The sequence below is a fragment of the candidate division WOR-3 bacterium genome (assembly GCA_039802005.1).
GTDB lineage: Bacteria > Hydrothermota > Tepidihabitantia > SM23-42 > JAOAFX01 > JAOAFX01.
The window spans coordinates 18127-34747 of sequence record JBDRVV010000012.1; the positions used below are offsets into that span (position 1 = coordinate 18127).

Annotated in this window: 15 protein-coding genes; 9 read left to right on the plus strand and 6 right to left on the minus strand. The window is 36.8% G+C overall.

The genetic code is table 11. The features are described 5' to 3' along the window. The first annotated feature begins 3 nt into the window (after window positions 1-3). The 8 genes from ABIL69_05460 to ABIL69_05495 are packed head-to-tail and all read left to right on the plus strand — an operon-like array spanning window position 4 to window position 7969. Window positions 4-1722, plus strand: coding sequence for a proline--tRNA ligase (locus ABIL69_05460; protein MEO0123436.1), 1719 nt, complete (start codon window positions 4-6; stop codon window positions 1720-1722). Then, entirely contained in the window at window positions 1715-2173 is a 459-nt protein-coding gene (gene rimP / locus ABIL69_05465; protein MEO0123437.1) for a ribosome maturation factor RimP, read from the plus strand. The genes ABIL69_05460 and rimP overlap by 8 nt, the downstream gene beginning before the upstream one ends. Continuing rightward, window positions 2157-3452, plus strand: a complete 1296-nt coding sequence (nusA, locus tag ABIL69_05470; protein MEO0123438.1) for a transcription termination factor NusA — start codon at window positions 2157-2159, stop codon at window positions 3450-3452. Before rimP ends, nusA begins: the two co-directional genes overlap by 17 nt. Further along, window positions 3433-5526, plus strand: a complete 2094-nt coding sequence (infB, locus tag ABIL69_05475; GenBank protein MEO0123439.1) for a translation initiation factor IF-2 — start codon at window positions 3433-3435, stop codon at window positions 5524-5526. The genes nusA and infB overlap by 20 nt, the downstream gene beginning before the upstream one ends. 4 nt (window positions 5527-5530) lie before the next feature. Beyond that, window positions 5531-5839, plus strand: a complete 309-nt coding sequence (locus tag ABIL69_05480; protein MEO0123440.1) for a DUF503 domain-containing protein — start codon at window positions 5531-5533, stop codon at window positions 5837-5839. A gap of 1 nt (window position 5840) precedes the next feature. Next, entirely contained in the window at window positions 5841-6179 is a 339-nt protein-coding gene (gene rbfA / locus ABIL69_05485; GenBank protein MEO0123441.1) for a 30S ribosome-binding factor RbfA, read from the plus strand. Continuing rightward, on the plus strand, window positions 6121-7107 hold the full coding sequence (locus ABIL69_05490) for a bifunctional oligoribonuclease/PAP phosphatase NrnA (GenBank protein ID MEO0123442.1): 987 nt from the start codon (window positions 6121-6123) through the stop codon (window positions 7105-7107). Before rbfA ends, ABIL69_05490 begins: the two co-directional genes overlap by 59 nt. Further along, window positions 7088-7969: a bifunctional riboflavin kinase/FAD synthetase gene (locus ABIL69_05495; protein ID MEO0123443.1), complete on the plus strand. Its 882-nt coding sequence runs from the start codon at window positions 7088-7090 to the stop codon at window positions 7967-7969. Before ABIL69_05490 ends, ABIL69_05495 begins: the two co-directional genes overlap by 20 nt. Here the strand turns inward: ABIL69_05495 and ABIL69_05500 are convergent. Together ABIL69_05500 and ABIL69_05505 are read right to left on the minus strand one after the other, a co-directional pair. Continuing rightward, window positions 7959-9770, minus strand: coding sequence for an HD domain-containing phosphohydrolase (locus tag ABIL69_05500; GenBank protein ID MEO0123444.1), 1812 nt, complete (start codon window positions 9768-9770; stop codon window positions 7959-7961). The two genes, ABIL69_05495 and ABIL69_05500, sit on opposite strands and share 11 nt — an antisense overlap. Further along, a complete protein-coding gene (locus tag ABIL69_05505; protein ID MEO0123445.1) occupies window positions 9767-10744 on the minus strand; it encodes a HAMP domain-containing sensor histidine kinase in 978 nt (325 codons plus the stop codon). The genes ABIL69_05500 and ABIL69_05505 overlap by 4 nt, the downstream gene beginning before the upstream one ends. 649 nt (window positions 10745-11393) lie before the next feature. On the opposite strand from ABIL69_05505, the gene ABIL69_05510 reads away from it, so the two are divergent. Further along, window positions 11394-12233, plus strand: a complete 840-nt coding sequence (locus ABIL69_05510) for a fibronectin type III domain-containing protein (protein ID MEO0123446.1) — start codon at window positions 11394-11396, stop codon at window positions 12231-12233. Window positions 12234-12292: 59 nt separating this feature from the next. Here the strand turns inward: ABIL69_05510 and folE are convergent, their stop codons facing one another. Genes folE through tilS form a run of 4 tightly spaced genes read right to left on the minus strand, consistent with a single transcriptional unit; the run spans window position 12293 to window position 16592 of the window. Beyond that, window positions 12293-12850, minus strand: a complete 558-nt coding sequence (gene folE / locus ABIL69_05515) for a GTP cyclohydrolase I FolE (GenBank protein ID MEO0123447.1) — start codon at window positions 12848-12850, stop codon at window positions 12293-12295. A 2-nt stretch (window positions 12851-12852) separates the two neighbouring features. Further along, window positions 12853-14748, minus strand: a complete 1896-nt coding sequence (gene ftsH, locus ABIL69_05520; protein MEO0123448.1) for an ATP-dependent zinc metalloprotease FtsH — start codon at window positions 14746-14748, stop codon at window positions 12853-12855. After that, window positions 14738-15247, minus strand: coding sequence for a hypoxanthine phosphoribosyltransferase (gene hpt / locus ABIL69_05525; GenBank protein MEO0123449.1), 510 nt, complete (start codon window positions 15245-15247; stop codon window positions 14738-14740). Before hpt ends, ftsH begins: the two co-directional genes overlap by 11 nt. Further along, complete coding sequence (tilS, locus tag ABIL69_05530) at window positions 15231-16592, minus strand: tRNA lysidine(34) synthetase TilS (protein MEO0123450.1); 1362 nt, start codon at window positions 16590-16592, stop codon at window positions 15231-15233. Before tilS ends, hpt begins: the two co-directional genes overlap by 17 nt. Window positions 16593-16621 lie beyond the last annotated feature (29 nt).

Sequence of the window (16621 nt, forward strand, 5' to 3'; positions counted from 1 at the left end):
GTTATGATATTATCTAAGGCATTGATTGAAACTTTAAGGGAAGACCCGAAGGATGCTGAACTGAAAAGCCATAAACTGCTTATTCGCGCGGGCTTTATAAAACAGCATGGGGCAGGAATTCATACTTATCTGCCTTTAGCCTGGCGGGTATTGTTGAAGATTGCGAATATAATTCGTGAAGAGATGGACAGAATTGGTGCGCAGGAACTCTTAATGCCTGCCCTTTCTCCTAAAGAAATATGGGAGGAATCAGGAAGATGGAAAGATTTTGGTGATGATATGTTCAGGTTAAAAGACCGAAAAGGCAGACATTACTGCCTCTGCCCTACCCATGAAGAAGTAATTACGGAAATCGCCCGGGTACATATCCGTTCATATAGAGATTTGCCACAGATATGGTATCAGATTCAAACAAAATTCCGGGACGAACCGAGGCCCAGGGGCGGTGTTATCCGTTCGCGCCAATTTATTATGAAAGACTCTTACAGCCTTGATATTGACGAAGAGGGGTTAGACAAAAGTTTCAATCTACACAAGGAGGCATATTCACGGATATTTAAAAGATGCGGACTGGAATTTTTGATTGTTGATGCATCTGGGGGGCTGATGGGGACCGGTGAATCAAAAGAATTTATGGCGATTGTGGAAGGCGGCGAGGATAGCATTGTTCTGTGTCCAAAGTGTGAATACCGTTCAAATCTTGCAATTGCCGAAGGAATTGGTGAATATGTGTCTTTTTCTGAAGGCAAACTACAAAAAGTAGCAACACCAAACAAAAGAACAGTTGAAGAAGTAAGTCAATTTTTAAATGTTACACCGTCTAATTTGATAAAAAATATGTTTATGACTGCTCAGGGTAAGGAACCCGTTCTCATTTTGATCCGTGGCGATTATGAAATAAACGAAGAGCGATTGAAAAAAATTATTGGTAATGACTATCAACCCGCCAGTGCCGAGGAAATCCAGAAGTATTTTGGCGCTGAACCAGGATTTATCGGACCTGTAGGAATCTCAAACATTAACATAATTGCCGACGAATTACTGAAAGATACAAAAGGAATGGTCACCGGTGCCAATGAGAATGATTACCACATCAAAGGTGTAGATATTAACAGGGATGTTAATGTAAAAAATTATTATAACATCAGGCAGATAAAAAAAGGTGACCGATGCGTAAAATGTGGTGAGGAATTACAAATTAAGAGTACCCTTGAATTGGGGCATATATTTAAATTGGGCACAAAATATTCGGCAAGTATGGGTGCATATTTTCTTGACCCCGGAGGAAAGGAAAAACCAATTGTAATGGGAAGTTATGGAATAGGACTGGAAAGAATCATGGCATGTGCAGTTGAACAAAAGGGCGATGAAAAAGGAATTATCTGGCCTATGTCTATTACACCATTTGATATTTATCTTTTGATCCTGAATCCCCAGGACGAGGGAGTAAATAAAATTAGCAATGATGTGATTAAAACCTTAAATGATGCAAATTTTTCAATGATTGTTGATGACCGCGATGTATCCGCTGGAATTAAATTTAATGATGCCGACCTCATCGGGATTCCTTTGAGGGTAACGATAGGACCTAAGGGATTAAAAAACAATAAATTTGACATATACATACGGGAATCTGACCAAAAGATTGAATGTGGTAAAGAACAAATTAAAGAAGTATGTCTGAAATTAAAAGAAAAATTGATGGAAGGTTTGAATGTATAATGTTGATTTGAAAAGAATTGAATCAATATTAAAAGAAATAGTGGAACCAATGGATTTCAGAATTTACGATATCCAATTTAATGAAGTATCAAGAACTTTAAAAGTATTCATCGACCGTGAGCAGGGCAGTGTCACTATTAAAGATTGTGAAAAGGTCAGTAGTGCATTGTCCGATATCCTTGACAATTCTGATATAATTGATTTTCAATACACCCTTGAGGTATCATCACCCGGGATTGAAAGACATTTGACCAGACCCGAGCATTTTCAGTGGGCAAGGGGTAAAATGGCAGAAATAATTTTAAAAAATAGAAAAATAAAAGGCTATATCAGAGAAGCAAATCAGCATAGTGTCAGAATTGCCCAAGATGCAGAAGAATTGATTATAAATTATGATGAAATAATAAAAGCAAAGATAACTGAGGAGATTGATTATGGCAAACGAAGATAATCTGATAATTGAAAATATCAAAACCATTGCCCGTATTCGCGGGGTAAAATTTGATTATGTAATTGATTCTCTTGCCGAAGCAATAAAGGCTGGCGTAAAAAGGAAATACGGCAAAGGTGTTGAATCAGAGGTAAATGTAAATAAATCAACAGGAGAAATAAAAATTAACCTTGTAAAAAAAGTAGTAGAAAAAGTCAATGAACCAGATAAAGAAATCGCAATTGAAGATGCCCAAAAAATTAAGGAATGTAATATAGGCGATGAAATAAGAATACCAATCCCCATAGGTGAACTCGGCAGGACCGCTATCGAATCGGTAAAACAAGCATTAACCCAACGCATCAGCGAAGCCGAGAGAAACCGAATAATGGCTGAATACGAGAAGAAGATTGGCGAGATTGTAAAAGGGATTGTAAAAGTCGTAAGTCGCAATGAAGTCCTGGTTGACCTCGGTCCGATTGAAGCAAGTATTCCATATTATGGGATGATGAGAAGTGAACATTATCGGCTTGATTCTCCAATTCGTGCAGTTGTCTTGAAGGTTGAGCGCGCCCAGTGGGGTCCGAAGATTATTTTATCAAGGACTGATCCAAAATTTTTAGAAAGATTGTTATTTTATGAAATACCGGAGATAAAAGATGGTATTATTCAGATAGTAAAAATTGTTCGTGAGCCCGGCATCAGGGCAAAGGTTGCAGTCCAGACGCTCGACCCCAAAATAGATCCGATCGGTGCCTGTGTAGGTTATAAGGGAAGCAGGATACAATCCATTGTAAAAGAGTTATCTGAAGAAAAGATTGATGTTATACAATGGAGTAAAGATATCAATCTTCTTGTCTCCCGCAGTCTTTCCCCGGCAAAGGTAAAGGAAATCAAACAGATTGGCGAAGGAAGTGTTCTGGCAATTGTTCCTGACGAAGATTACTCAAAGGCTATCGGTAAAAATGGTGTAAATGTTGACCTTGCTTCAAAACTCACCGGGTTGCATATTGAGATAAAGAAAATATCTGAATACGAAAAAGAACTTGAAGAGAAGAAACTAAAAGAGACAAAAATTGAGGACATAGCAACCCTGAATAAAAAAATGAAAAAGATGTTGATTGATAAAGGTTATACAGATGTTCTGAGTGTACTTAAGGCAACACCCGATGAATTAAAGACACTGCTTTCTTTAGATGATGAAGGTGTCAATGAATTATTAGAAAAATTGAAACCTAAAAAAGAAGAAAAACCAAAGGATGAAGATAAGGAGATAAAAGATGCCCCAGAAAGTCCATGACTTGGCAAAAAGTTTAGGTTTGTCAAGCGATGCCCTGATAAAAATGCTGGATGAAATTGGCATTAAAGCAAAGGGGCATATGTCTGTACTTTCAGATGAAGAAATAAAAAAAGTAAAAGATAAGATTGCTGAAGAAAGAAGAAGGCTTAAAAAAGAGGTAGCCAGATTCAAAACCACCGTTCGCCCCAAAGAAAAGATAAAAAAAATAAATGAGAAGGAAGTACGACAGACCGTAAAGGCAACTCTTGCAAAAATTGAAAAAGGTGAATCAAAGAAACATTATAAAAAAGAAGAATCGGTAAAACAGGTTGAAGCACCAAAAGAAAAAGTAATAGAAGTCGTTGAATTTATGACCGTAGCTGAATTCGCACAGGCACTTGAAGTTTCACCGAGCGAGGTGATAAAGAAATGTTTGAGCCTCGGGGTAATGGCAAGTCTGAATCAACGACTTGACCTTGATACAATTGCAGTCCTTTGTGATGAATTCAAATGCAAAATGAAGATTGTAACATTGGAAGAACAGATAAAAAAAGAAGAAGAAAAATCTCTACAATTGGTGAAGAGACCACCGGTCGTCACGGTTATGGGGCATGTTGACCATGGTAAGACAACACTCCTTGATGCTATTACCAAACTCAGAGTAGCAGAGTCAGAATATGGTAAAATAACACAAAAAATCGGTGCTTACCAGATTTCCTATAATGATAAATTAATAACTTTTATTGATACACCGGGACACAAAGATTTTACCACAATGCGGGCGAGGGGTGCCCAGGTTACTGATATAGTCGTCCTTGTTGTAGCTGCAGATGAAGGTGTAATGCCTCAGACAATTGAGGCAATCGACCACGCACGGGCTGCCAATGTTCCAATAATTGTAGCAATCAATAAGATAGATTTACCCAGGGCAAATGTAAATCTTGTAAAATCACAACTTGCGAAGGCGAATGTAATTGTTGAAGAATTTGGTGGAAAATCTATATGTGTAGAAACATCCGCCCTTAAAAACATTGGAATAAATGATTTACTTGATGCCATTCTTGTAAAGGCAGAAGAAATGGACCTCAAGGCACCAATAAATACAACAGCAAAGGGTGTTGTCCTTGAGGCAAATGTTGAACATGGCAGGGGAAATGTTTGCACAATATTAGTTCAGGAAGGAATTTTAAGAAGAGGCGATGCTTTCGTCTGTGGGTGTCAGGCAGGAAGGGTTCGGGAACTCTTGAACGAAACGAGGAAAAGAATTGATGAGGCAGGGCCTTCCACTCCAGTCGTAGTGCTTGGATTTGATGGACTACCTCAGACCGGTGAAATATTTATGGTCGTGGATGATGAGCGTCAGGCAAGGGAGATTGCATACCAGCGTGAACTCATAGAAAGATCGAGAAGAATGAAGGCAAGAAAAGCAAAAGTAACCCTCCTTGATTTGCAAGAAAAGATAAAAAAAGGTGAAACTAAAGAATTAAATATAATTCTTAAAGCTGACACTGCAGGGTCACTTGAAGTTCTGGATGAAAAATTACAGGAATTGAAAATTGAAGATACCCGAATCAACATCATTCATAAAAGTGTGGGCAAAATAAGCGTATCAGATGTTTTACTTGCAGAAGTGACGGGTGCGATCTGCGTCGGTTTTCATGTAGGACCTGATGCTGATGCACTTGAGGCTGCCGAACGCGAAGGTGTGGAGATTCGTACGTATAGATTGATATATGAAGCACTTGATGATCTGCGTTCAGCAATGGTGGGTCTGCTTGAACCTAAGGTTCAAGAAATTTTCATTGGAGAGGGTGAGGTCCGCGAAGTTTTCAGTATTCCGAAAATTGGTTTAGTTGCGGGATGTTATATAAAAGATGGTAAGGTAATCAGAAATGCTGTCGCAATTTTATTAAGAAATGGGAAAGAAATAACAAAGACCAGAATAATTTCTTTAAAAAGATTTAAGGAAGATGTTAAAGAAGTTGCGGCCGGATATGAATGCGGAATCGGCCTCGAAAATGTAACGGATTTACAAAAAGGTGATTTGCTACAATTTTTCAAAATAGAAGAAACTACAGAAGTTGGAGAGCAATAATTAAATGTCCAGTGCAAATAAAAAAAGCAGATTTTTTGTAGGGATATGTGACATTGACCTCCATATTGAAAATTGCCATTCACTTAAAGAGCGAAGAAATATTTTATTGAGTCTTAAGGAAAAAGTTAAAAATCGTATGAATGTTGCAATTTGTGAGTTTGGCGATTCTAATTTGTGGCAACGTTCTCAGCTTGCGATAGTTACCTGCAGTAATACGAAGGCAATTGTAGAAACAACACTGAGAAATGTCTTGGAATTTATTGGGAATTTCCCTTCGGTGATTGTGTTGAATTCTGAATCAAAGATAATATAATATGCGAAGTGACCGTGTTGCATCCCTGATTGCACGAGAGATTTCCCTGATCATAAGCCAGGAAATAAGGGACCCAAGGTTGGGAATGGTTACCATTACAAAGGTTACTGTTTCTTCCGATTTGAAAGATGCTAAGGTATATTTTACGACGATGGGAAATAGCACAAATGACCTCCACATTCTTGAAGGTGCGAAAGGCTTTATCCGTTCCACCCTTGCTCATCGTATTCGAATAAAATTTATTCCTGATTTAAAATTTATGATTGACGATAGTCAACAGTATGGGGAAAAGATTGATAAACTCCTTGAAGAGATTGATAAAGGCAATAAAGACACATAAAAAAATCCTCATTGCAACTCATATTGATCCTGATTGTGATGGAATATGTTCTGCATTATTGATGACTCATTTTGTAAACCACTTTCAAAAAACAAAACCATATCTTTTCTGTCATTCCCCCCTGCCTGAGAAATATCAATTCCTTTCGAAAAATTATACATTCTCAAAATCTATAAAACATTTTGATCTTTTGATTGCTGTAGATTCCGCCGATATTGATAGGATATTTCCAAAAGAAAAATATAATTTAAATTTTTTGAACGGTAAATTTATCATTAATATTGACCACCATCGGAGCAATAAACAATTCGGGAATATTGCAATCATTGATGAAAAAGCATCTTCGGCATGTGAAATTATATATGGATTGTTTAAAAAACTTAATATAAAAATTGAAAGACGAATTGCAGAAATTTTTTATGCAGGTATTTATAATGAAACTGGTGGATTTGTTTATCCCAACACGACCTCTACAGCACTTCGTATATGTTCTGATTTGATAAATCTCGGGATAGAACCTTCCGTACTTGTTAAAAAACTGAATGCAAAAACAATTGCCGGAACAAAACTCTTAAGTGCTGTCCTGGCAACAATTGAAATAAAAAATGGCATTGGCACTATGTACCTCACACAGAAAATGTTGAATAAATACCGGGCACGAATATCAGAATCTGAAAATTTCATATCTTTTTTGCAGGCAATACAGGGTGTGAGAATCTCTGTATTCTTTCGTGAAGAAAAAGACAGTATAAGAATAAGTCTACGTAGCGATGGGCTACTTGATGTGAATAATTTTGCGCGCAGATTCGGGGGTGGTGGGCATAGACTTGCCGCGGGCATAAGATTGAAAGACAATCTTTCTTTAGCAAAGAAAAAAATATTATCTGCCCTATTTAAAGAACTCATAAATGCAGGTCATATACAATAGAACTGACGCTTTAACATTTAATTCAATCTGTGCCCTTGGTAATTTTGATGGTATTCATCTTGCCCATCAGGAAATAATACATAAAATAAAAAAGCTGTCAGGTGGTCATAGAAAAACTGGTATAATCACGTTCAATCCTCCACCCGTATCAATACTTCATAAAGATGGAATATTCTTCCTTACGACAAAAGAAGAGAAGGAAAAAATCCTGAATTCCCTGGGGATTGATTTTGTTTATTACTTCAAATTTGACATAGATTTCTCACAAAAAACCCCGGAAGAATTTGTAAATTTGGTCTATAATTTAATAAAGCCAGCAGCCGTAATCGTTGGTGAAAATTTTCATTTTGGTAAAGGACGTAAAGGAAATGCAAACCTGTTAAAAGAACTTGCCCGTGATAAATTTGCGATAGAAATAATCCCCAGGATAAAAGACCAGAATGGCGTAATATCAAGCACAAGGATAAGAGAACTTTTATTACTCGGGAATATTCCAGCAGCAAATCAACTTTTAGGCAGAAAATATACAATCACGGGCAAAGTAATAAAAGGCAAAGGTAAAGGTGCTCAAATTGGTTTCCCAACAATAAATCTATTAATTGATAAAGAAAAATTATTACCCCTTGATGGGGTCTATGAAGTAAATCTTGAAATTGCCAGCAAAAATTATCAGGGGGCAATGTTTTTGAAACACAACGAAATTGAAGTTCATATCTTAAACTTTTCAGGAAACCTATACAACCAAGAACTTACCGTGGAATTTATCCGAAGATTGCGGGCGATAAAAAAATTTACTGATGATGAATCTCTGAAAAGAGCGATTGCCGAAGATATAAAAAAAATAAAGGACTCTAAAATTTAAATCCTTTTTCCTTAAATAATCTTACGCAGGCCTCAACAACATTTGAATCGTAGAGTGTACCTTTATTCGTTATGATCTCATTCAATGCTACATCAACACCCCAGGCAGGTCTATATGGTCTGTGGGTCATCATTGCCTCAACCACATCCGCAACTGCAAGTATCCTTGCCTCAAGCAAAATTTTATCTAATTTTAAACCAGAAGGATAACCAGAGCCATCAAATCTTTCGTGATGTTGTAATACTATCTCCGCAACCGGCCAGGGAAATTCTATCGGTCTAAGAATTTCGGCACCGATCTTGGGATGTTCTTTAACAATATCATACTCTGCATTTGTAAGTCTTGCTGGTTTACTTAAAATCTCAGCCGGGACATATATCTTCCCAATATCGTGGAGAATACCGGCAATATTCAAACACTGAACAATATCATCATTAAGGTTTAGTTCTTTAGCTATTGCACAGGCAAGTTGAGCAACCCTTTTCTGATGGCCCGCTGTATAAGGATCTCTTTTTTCAACCGCTGAAGCAAGGGCATGAACAGTTCCCTCAAGGAATTGCTGATTTTTCTTAAGCGATTCTATCAACTTTTCTTCAGCATCATGCTGGGCAGTTATATCATGAACCAATCCAATCCCACCAACTATATTATTATTCTCATCATATACCGGTGCACATTTCATTTCTGCATATATCACTTTTGCGCTGGTTGTTGCTTCATAATACCCAATATATTCGCCTTCTTTACCCTCAAGAACCGATTTGATTGAAGGTAGAATACGCCTGTCTTTAATTTTGTTTAGGTCAAGACCATGCAATTTTTCATAAGTAGAATTTAAAATCTTAACAAAACGTTCGTTGAAATCAGTTAAAATCAAATTTTTGTCGTAGTAAAATACCCCGACCGGAATATTTTTAAAAAGTAACTGATATTTAAATTCACTCCCCTTTAATTTTTTTTCTGTTTCTTTTATCTTCGTTATATCTCGAGCAATACCGAACCTCCCAATAAATTTACCGTTTTCTTTTATTGTATATACCTTTATATTCAACAATACAATTGAGCCGTCTTTATGTAAAAATTCAACAGTATATTCATCCTGCATAGACTGTCCTGCTTTTGCCTTTTCAAAATGTTTTTGGGCAACTTCCAACCCTTTTGGTGTAAGGAATTCACGAAAATGTCTTCCTATAATTTCTTCCGGTGTATAACCCAACATTTTAACCTGCGGATTGACGGCGGTAAAGTATCCATTTTCATCAAGCCAGTAGATAAAATCATCTATATGATCAATAATAAGATTATAGCGCCATTGTATCTTTTGAAGGTCTATAAGTTTCTTTTCAAGTTTCTGAATAAGGACCTGGTTATAAAGTGTTTGAACCTCTTCTGTTTTTTCAGTAATGATTGTCCTCGGAAGAGTTCTCCTCTCAATAAAATCAGATATTGCCTGTTTTAAAATTTTCAGGAATTCATCAACTTCAATCGGTTTTCTAATATACAGGTCGGCACCGAGTTTTAGCCCCAATTCTTCATCTTTTGCTGAAGTATATGTCGCTGTATAAAATATAAATGGTATATTTTTAAGCCTTTCATCTCCCTTACACTTTGACAGGAATGTATACCCATCCATTATTGGCATCAAAATATCAGAGATAATTATATCAATCTTCTCTTCCTGGAGTATATCTAACGCCCTTTTCCCATTTTCTGCACAAACAATTTCAAATCCATTATTTTTAAGAATGGTCTCTAATAGATACCTCTCTTCTTTTTTATCATCAACAACAAGAATCTTCATCGTACCTCCAGTTTTTTGGGCAACTTTATTGTGAACTTTGTTCCTTTATTCAACTCGCTTTCCACAAAGACCTCACCATGTAGTAAATTTATAATACGGTTACAGATATACAATCCGAGACCTGCACCCTCTACATCCGGTCTGTTTTTAAATTTACCAATACTGAAAGGCTCAAATAAATATTTTATATCTTCTTTACTCATACCTATGCCGGTGTCTTTAATTATTATATGCACAAAATCTTCTCCGTCAATAACATCAACATCTATCCCCCCTTTATCAGTAAATTTTATACCGTTGTTTATGAAATTTATAAGAATCTGCCTTACTCTCTTTTCGTCAGATAGAATCTCTACCTTACTTTTAGATCTCATTTGAATTGCTATACCCTTCTTTTCCGCAATCGGTTTTAGTGATTCTATAGTCTCGTATATCAATTTTTGTAAATCAAATTTACCAAGTGATAATCGTTCACCGGCAATTTCGATCTTACCAACATCAATCAATTCATTGATTAATGATAATAAATGTCTTGAACTGTCTTTCACTATCGTCAACTGCTTTTTCTGTTCCTCATTGAGTTTGCCCGAATATTCTTTTAATAATACATCAGTAAATCCGATAATAGAATTAAGCGGCGTTCTTAACTCATGTCCCATTGAAGAAATGAATATATTGCGTCGCAGATCAAGTTCCTTTAATTCATTATTTATTTTATTCAATTTTTTATTCAACTCTTCTGTCTTTTTTAAAAGGGTATCAGTCTTTTTGAGTTTTGCAAGTTGATTTTGTATTAAAAAATATATTAACAAACCCGTTACAATAACATAACCCCATCCCTTATATGTTTGTATCACTGTAAGTTTAGCAGGATCGGTTGTAAACTTTAAAACAATATTGTCTGAAAACATAATATACAGTCCTGCGACTATCATATAAATAATCGTAACACGCAAAGCAAAATTCTTTAGCACAAACCCCCACAGTTATATTAAAATTATAGTTAAAAAACCTTTCCTGTCAAGATTTAATTTTCCTTTCCTATACCCTTTCCATTTTTATTCAAATCATTTTTAGCTTTTAATGTCAATTTATTAATATGGATTAAATGTAGTGGCCGAGTTTACCCCGTTAGAATGGTCCGCTGATTGCCCCGTTGAGCCATCCTGTTAGAAGACGAAGTATTCTAACGGGGTTTACTCGGCTTTTAAATATCTGCAGACCAAGGTCTGCCACTACCATCAATCGTTCAACTCTGTAGTGGTTGAGCTTGCTCAACATTGATTATTGCAGAGTAAACTCTGCCACTACAAGTTCTAATGCAGACCAAGGTCTGCCACTACACTCTTACGCATAGATTTTATTGAACCCAAATAAAACATTTTATAAAATTTGAAGAAGAGTCGTAAAATACTACTTGACAAAAATTGAATATTGGGTATAATATATCATAAAAGATTATTTCAAAAAGGAGGTGATGGACGGAAATACATAAAGGTGGTTTAAAGGGCTTTGCGGATGTGCCTGAGAACATCCGGTGGGTGTAAAACGGCATAATCCGTTTGCATCCGTGAAAATCAGTGTGAATTTATTTCTGCACAGCAGAAAATGAAAGGAGTAAAAATGAAGAGATTAATGTTTGGTGTTATTGCCTTTATGGCAATGATTATACTCGTTGGTTGCGGCGGTGAAGCCGAAAAACTCGCCGCACCAAAAATTGTTGCAACAATAATGGACACTGCATCAGTAACTGTAGTCTGGGAAGAAGATACCACCGTTACTCAACATTCTGATTTCAGCGGTTACAATGTATATGTCTCCACAGATTCAACTGTTCTTTTATCCGAAGATGGCGAAGATCTTAATGCCCATAACACAACAGTTATTACCACAAATTCTTACACAGCCACCAATTTAAGCAAAGATAGTATCTATTATATCCAGGTTAGAACTGTAAACAAAGATGATAAGGTTGGTAGTTATAATACAAGTGTTCCTTTTGTCAAAGCATCTCCGAGACCAGAATTTACAGTTACAGTCCATCTTGAACTTTATCCCAACAACCAGAATGAACAAAACTGCGGTCTGAGATTTGAGACCGGTGTGGTAACAAGTGAATCTCTAAATGTCTTCCCTGGAGCAGATGTATTCTTTGAAAGATTCGCAGACACACTCCAGGTGAATTCAGCATCAAGAAGAACTGCATCTGGTTTTTCGCCAAGGACAACGCTTATGAAAAATTTCGGTCAAAAGCACCTTGACAGTCTGTATCAAGTTACACCATCTGAAATTGCTAAGGACCATGAGCCGTTTGTTGTTGGTGACCTAATCGTCTTTAAAACCGAAGAGAACAATTATGTGAAACTCCATATTGATGCTTACGATTCTACGGCAGCAACAGTTGACGTAACCTACGCTTATCAGAATAAACCCGATTTTCCATACTTCTCACCCGGGAAGTAATTGTGGATTAAAAAGAAAAGGGGCGGCAGAACCGCCCCTTTTCTTTTAACAACTCCGTGCTATTTACCTTTTATCAAAGAAAATGCCTCAGCCCTGGTCGCTGCGGATTGCATCACACCGCGAATTGCGGAAGTAACAGTCAAAGTTCCTGGTTTTTTTACCCCAATCATTGAAAGGCATAAATGCTCTGCCTCAATCACAACAAGGACCCCCATCGGTTTCAAGTTCGCCATTAAAAAATCAGCGATCTCATGGGTCAAGCGCTCCTGTAGTAATGGCCTCTTTGCCATCACATCAATAACCCTTACTAAACTTGAAAAACCAGTAACCCTGTTCTCCTTTGGAATATATACAATATGTGCCTTGCCAAAAAATGGTAATAAATGATGTTCGCAGATTGAATAGAAGGGTATATCCTTTATCAAAATCATCTCGTCTTCATTTTTTGTCCGGTAGGTCTTGAGCTCCTTTTTGGGGTCCTGTTTTACTCCGGAGAATATTTCTTCATACATTTCTGCAACACGTCTGGGTGTATCTCTTAAACCATCACGATTCAAATCCTCACCAATCGCCTTGAGGATAATTCTTACTGCCTGTTCAATTTTTTTCTTGTCCATTATTATCTTCCCTTCCCTTCTTCACCCCTATTTACCCCTTTTCCACCTTCTTCACCCTTTTCATCTCTCGCCTTCTTCAGCCCTATTATCTCATCTATTTCTTCACCATTAAGAATTTCTTTCTCCAATAATTTTTCTGCAAGTAGCTTCAATTTATCAATATTGCTTTTAATTATATCTTCAGCAATCCGCTCTGCCTTTGTTATTATATTCTTTACTTCCTCATCAATCTCCCGGGCAGTCTCTTCTGAATAATCTCTATGAATTCCAATCTCTCTACCCAAAAAGATTTCTTCTTGTTTTTCACCATAGGTTAAAGGACCAAGTTTCTCACTCATTCCCCATTCACATACCATTTTGCGTGCAAGTTTTGTTGCCTTTTCAATATCATTACCCGAACCAGTAGATAGATCGCCAAGAACAATTTTCTCTGCGACCCTTCCACCAAGCATAAATGCGAGCTGATTGAAACAGTATGTCTTTGAATATGTCCTTCTCTCATCAATCGGTAATGCCTGGGTTACACCGAGTGCCATACCCCTTGGTATGATCGTAACCTTATGTATTGGGTCCATTCCAGAAAGAAATTTTGATACAAGAACATGCCCGCATTCGTGGTATGCAGTGAGTCTTTTTTCGTATTCTGATATTATCAAACTTTTTCTTTCAACCCCCATAAGAATCTTGTCTTTTGCATCTTCAAATTCCTGCATAGTAATTTTGTCTTTATTCCTTCGTGCTGCAAGAAGTGCGGCTTCATTACACATATTTGCCAGGTCAGCACCAGAAAAACCCGGTGTGCCACGGGCAAGAATATCAAGGTCCACATCCGGAGCAAGTGGAATGCGCCTCGTGTGAACTTTTAAGATTCCCAACCTTCCTCTGACATCTGGTCGATCAAGAACAATTACACGGTCAAACCTGCCAGGTCTCAATAAAGCCGGATCAAGTATATCGGGGCGATTCGTTGCCGCCATTAATATTATCCCTTCGTTCACTTCAAATCCGTCCATTTCTACCAACAATTGATTTAAAGTCTGTTCTCTCTCATCATGTCCCCCACCGAGACCTGCACCGCGTAATCTGCCAACTGCATCAATCTCGTCAATAAATACAATGCAGGGTGAATGTCTTTTTGCCTGGTCAAACAAATCCCTGACCCTGGATGCACCAACACCCACAAACATTTCTACAAAATCTGAACCACTGATTGAAATAAATGGAACGCCCGCTTCGCCAGCCACTGCCCTTGCCATAAGTGTCTTACCAGTACCTGGTGGTCCCAATAAAAGAACGCCCTTAGGGATACGCCCGCCGAGTCTGGTAAATTTTCTCGGTTCTTTCAAAAATTCAATAACTTCCTGTAACTCCTGCTTTGCCTCTTCCACACCTGCGACATCATTAAATGTCGTTGAAGGTTTGTTTTCCAAAACAATCTTTGCCCTGCTCTTACCAAATCCTAAAGCCCTATTCTGTCCCGACTGCATTTGCCTCAAGAATAATACCCATATTCCAATGAGCACTATCCAGGGAATAATTCCAATTAATATATCAGTCCAGCCTGAACGCTGTTTTACAAAAACCTCAACATTATATTTCAAGAGCTCATCAGTTAGTTTTGTATCCTCAAATGGTATCAATGTCGTGAATTCGCTATAATTTTTACCATCATAAGGTATCGGACTACGGAAGGTTCCTTTTATTGAACGTTCAGAAATTGTGACTTTTTCAACATTTCTTATTCGCAATTCCCTGATAAAAACAGAATATGGAATGTTTGCCGAACGTCCGCTCTGTCCAGAAAAATATTGTATCCCGAACCAGACAACAAGCACGAGAAGTGTCCACACGATTGCTGTCTGCCAGGCTTTGCTTTTCGGTTGTTTCTTATTCGCCATGATAAACTCCAATGTATTTTAAATTGCGGAATTTATTCTCGTAATCAAGCCCATAACCAACAACGAATACCTTAGGAATATTGAAACCAATATAAGTCAACGGAACTTCAATCACACGGGCATCTTTTTTATTTAACAATGTACAAACCGCAATGCTTCTGGGTTTTCTTGTTCTTAAATTATTGATAATATAATCAAGCGTCCTGCCTGAATCTACAATATCTTCAATCAAAATTATATCACGGTCTTCTATATTAAGAGAAAGGTCCTGAGTAATTCTGACAACACCACTTGATTTTGTCCCGGTATAACTTGAAATACCCAGGAAATCTATCTCCACCGGTATATTTAGTTCCCGTAAAAGGTCTGCGAGGAAAACAAAAGCGCCCTTAAGCACACCGATAAGAATGGGATTCTTATTCTTATAGTCATTATTTATCTCCAGACCTATTTCTTTAATCCTTTTTCTAATATCTTCTTCTTTAATAAGTATATTCAAGCGCCACCTTCAGTATATCTTTTGTCTTGTTATTTATAAATGCCCGATAAGCACGATAAATTCCAATCACCCAGAGTATTCCTTTTCGGTCGCACAACACGACCACACTATTCCGTTCATTGGCAGGAACTTTTTTTTCATTCAATATCTTCTTTAATTTTTTTGTACCGTTTTTAATCTTGACTATATCTCCTTCTGTTCTATTCCTTAAAACAAGTGGCGGATAAATCTGCGAAAAATCAAACACTTCGCAATTATCCTGCCTTTTTTTTAAATCAAAATTTTTTAAAATTTCACCCTTAACAACAAATCTTCCAATATCAACAGATTCACCGATCTTTAATTTAATTTTTAACTTATTTTTTAACCCCTCATTTTTTATTCCGATAAAAACCTTATCAAAAATTCTTTGTGCATACAAATTATAAGGCAAAATAACTTTCCTTCCACTACTTTTATCCTTTAGACTCAACACTGCCGATATATGTTTACTCTCAATTCCCGAAAGGTCGCCCTTCAACTCCTTTATAATTTTCATAACAACTCTATTTACTATTGCTTTATTATAATACATTAAACGACCTAAGTCAAGAGTAAAACCATCTTTCTTTCTGTAAACAAGTTTTTTATAGACCCGTTCAACTATCTTTTGCAAAAATTCTTCATCATTGTGGAGAATTTCTATCTCCCTTTTTATTGTTTCATATATATTGGGATTCAACTTAATAAATTGTGGTATTATTTTGTATCGGATAAAATTTCTGCGAATATCAGTATTTAAATTTGAAATATCTTTTGAGAACTTTAATTTTCTTTTTTTCAGATATTCTAAAATTTCTTTTTTTCTCACATTAATCATTGGTCGGACAAATGGCAACCGGACCGGTGGTACTGCCTGTAAACCTATATTACCACTACCCCGTATCAGATTTATGAAGAAGGTTTCTATGAGGTCATCAAGATTATGACCAAGGACAATCCTCTGTGCAGAAATCCTTTGGGCATAATCAATCAATGCCCTGTATCTCCTTTCTCTTGCCTCTGCCTCAATTCCCTTTTTACCCTTGATAACAGTTATTTTAATTATTTTAAAATCGCATTGATATTTTTTTGCATAATATTCGGTCAATCTTTCTTCTTTCTTCAATATTCGATTCGACCTCAGTCCGTGATTGATATACACAAGAGAAAATTTAATTTTATTTCCGTATAGGCTTTTTAAAATATCAACAAGGCATACCGAATCTGGACCGGATGAGAAACCAATAACTGCCTTTTGCACCCCCCTGAACATTTTGTATTCATCAATCGTATTTTTTACATTTTCTAAAATTTTATCAACCATTTATAGATAACTCCGTTTGGTTATCAGAA

Excerpts from the sequence above, each read along its gene's own strand:
- tilS (MEO0123450.1), bottom strand. The coding sequence starts at position 16,592 with ATGGTTGATAAAATTTTAGAAAATGTAAAAAATACGATTGATGAATAC.
- ABIL69_05495 (MEO0123443.1), top strand. The coding sequence starts at position 7,088 with ATGCAGGTCATATACAATAGAACTGACGCTTTAACATTTAATTCAATC.
- ABIL69_05480 (MEO0123440.1), top strand. The coding sequence starts at position 5,531 with ATGTCCAGTGCAAATAAAAAAAGCAGATTTTTTGTAGGGATATGTGAC.
- ABIL69_05500 (MEO0123444.1), bottom strand. The coding sequence starts at position 9,770 with ATGAAGATTCTTGTTGTTGATGATAAAAAAGAAGAGAGGTATCTATTA.
- ABIL69_05490 (MEO0123442.1), top strand. The coding sequence starts at position 6,121 with ATGGGGAAAAGATTGATAAACTCCTTGAAGAGATTGATAAAGGCAATA.
- rbfA (MEO0123441.1), top strand. The coding sequence starts at position 5,841 with ATGCGAAGTGACCGTGTTGCATCCCTGATTGCACGAGAGATTTCCCTG.
- folE (MEO0123447.1), bottom strand. The coding sequence starts at position 12,850 with ATGGACAAGAAAAAAATTGAACAGGCAGTAAGAATTATCCTCAAGGCG.
- rimP (MEO0123437.1), top strand. The coding sequence starts at position 1,715 with ATGTATAATGTTGATTTGAAAAGAATTGAATCAATATTAAAAGAAATA.
- nusA (MEO0123438.1), top strand. The coding sequence starts at position 2,157 with ATGGCAAACGAAGATAATCTGATAATTGAAAATATCAAAACCATTGCC.
- infB (MEO0123439.1), top strand. The coding sequence starts at position 3,433 with ATGCCCCAGAAAGTCCATGACTTGGCAAAAAGTTTAGGTTTGTCAAGC.
- ABIL69_05460 (MEO0123436.1), top strand. The coding sequence starts at position 4 with ATGATATTATCTAAGGCATTGATTGAAACTTTAAGGGAAGACCCGAAG.
- ftsH (MEO0123448.1), bottom strand. The coding sequence starts at position 14,748 with ATGGCGAATAAGAAACAACCGAAAAGCAAAGCCTGGCAGACAGCAATC.
- ABIL69_05510 (MEO0123446.1), top strand. The coding sequence starts at position 11,394 with ATGAAGAGATTAATGTTTGGTGTTATTGCCTTTATGGCAATGATTATA.